The sequence below is a fragment of the Oscillibacter sp. CU971 genome, assembly GCF_905219725.1.
GTDB lineage: Bacteria > Bacillota > Clostridia > Oscillospirales > Oscillospiraceae > Oscillibacter.
In genome coordinates, this window is record NZ_CAJMXG010000546.1 from 1 (window position 1) to 1,175 (window position 1,175).

1 protein-coding gene is annotated in these 1,175 nt (G+C 50.0%); it reads right to left on the bottom strand.

Annotated elements, in window-relative coordinates; translation table 11 throughout:
- Positions 1-611 precede the first annotated feature (611 nt).
- The coding region (locus JX325_RS17300; protein WP_204792242.1) for a hypothetical protein at positions 612-1,175 on the bottom strand (564 nt) is incomplete at its 5' end.

Consider the following 1,175-nt stretch of genomic DNA (forward strand, 5'->3'; position numbering starts at 1 on the left):
GCTNANACCGGCAACACAACTCCTGTAGAACCTGAGAAGCCTGAAACGCCCAACACTCCTGCTGCCGGAACTCTGACAAACGGCAAGCCCATCACGGTCGNGAACGTGACGGAACTCATGAACGAGCTTCGCGCCCAGTATCCTGCAAAGACCGACACTGGCAGATACAGCGGACCCGCTGCTATTCGCCAGATTACCACAACGTATACGTTTGATGCTGGCGGACTTGTCAGCACCAANGCCGGCTGTGGCGGATGGGCCGCTCGCGTATTCGACTATATCTTCGGCCAAGACGTCGCCTTCCGGCAAGTCAGCTATGATGAAGCCCGTGTCGGCGACCTTATCATCAACGTAGACAATCAAGGACGTCTGATGCATGTCGCCATCATCAGCGACAGAAAGACTATCAATGGAATTCCAAACATGCTCTGCACCACTGATGCAAACATTGGTAATAGTGGTGTAAACGTCATGCTATGGGACTTGGGCAGACCTGACCCTGACAAGTATGGTCTCGACTTCACCTACGATATTTACACTGCATACCCAGACTAATCTTCCAACGTATGGCCTATGTCATTTATGACATAGGCCATATTTTTTTTCTATCTTTACAACGGACGCATCAAATACGGGATATAATCCACAAGTTTCTTCTTTAGCTTTGGATAACGCAAATCCATAATAACCGAAATTGGATAGTCTATTGTATCAGGCTTATCGCTATGTTTTTTGAACGGCATAGCCCAAATCAAGAAATTCAATTCAGTTTCCAAAATCGGTTCTACAAATGACCTGTCCAGCCACGGATAATGTGGTCTTCGTACATGAATGCCACCATATTCTATATCCATATCGAACAAATTACCAACCTCAAGAAAGACTGTTTTCATCCGGGTCCGGAGGATCCGGGTGAAAATAGCCTTTCTCTTCCCGTCCCCTTCGGGGCCGGGGGAAATAGTCTTTCTGCGTCCGGTCCCTCCGGGCCCGGACGGAAACAAATACAGAGTGGGGGTGTGTTGAATACTGGGTCTGTTGATGTACTGGCGCTCAATAAGATCTCGGAGCGGGCAATGGCTGTTCCGGGGCCATTCTTTTTCTGAACCGCCGACGGAGACCGTCGGCAGACGCCCTTGTTCGCATGGCGGGCACTGCCCGTCAAGCTCCCTGAGCGG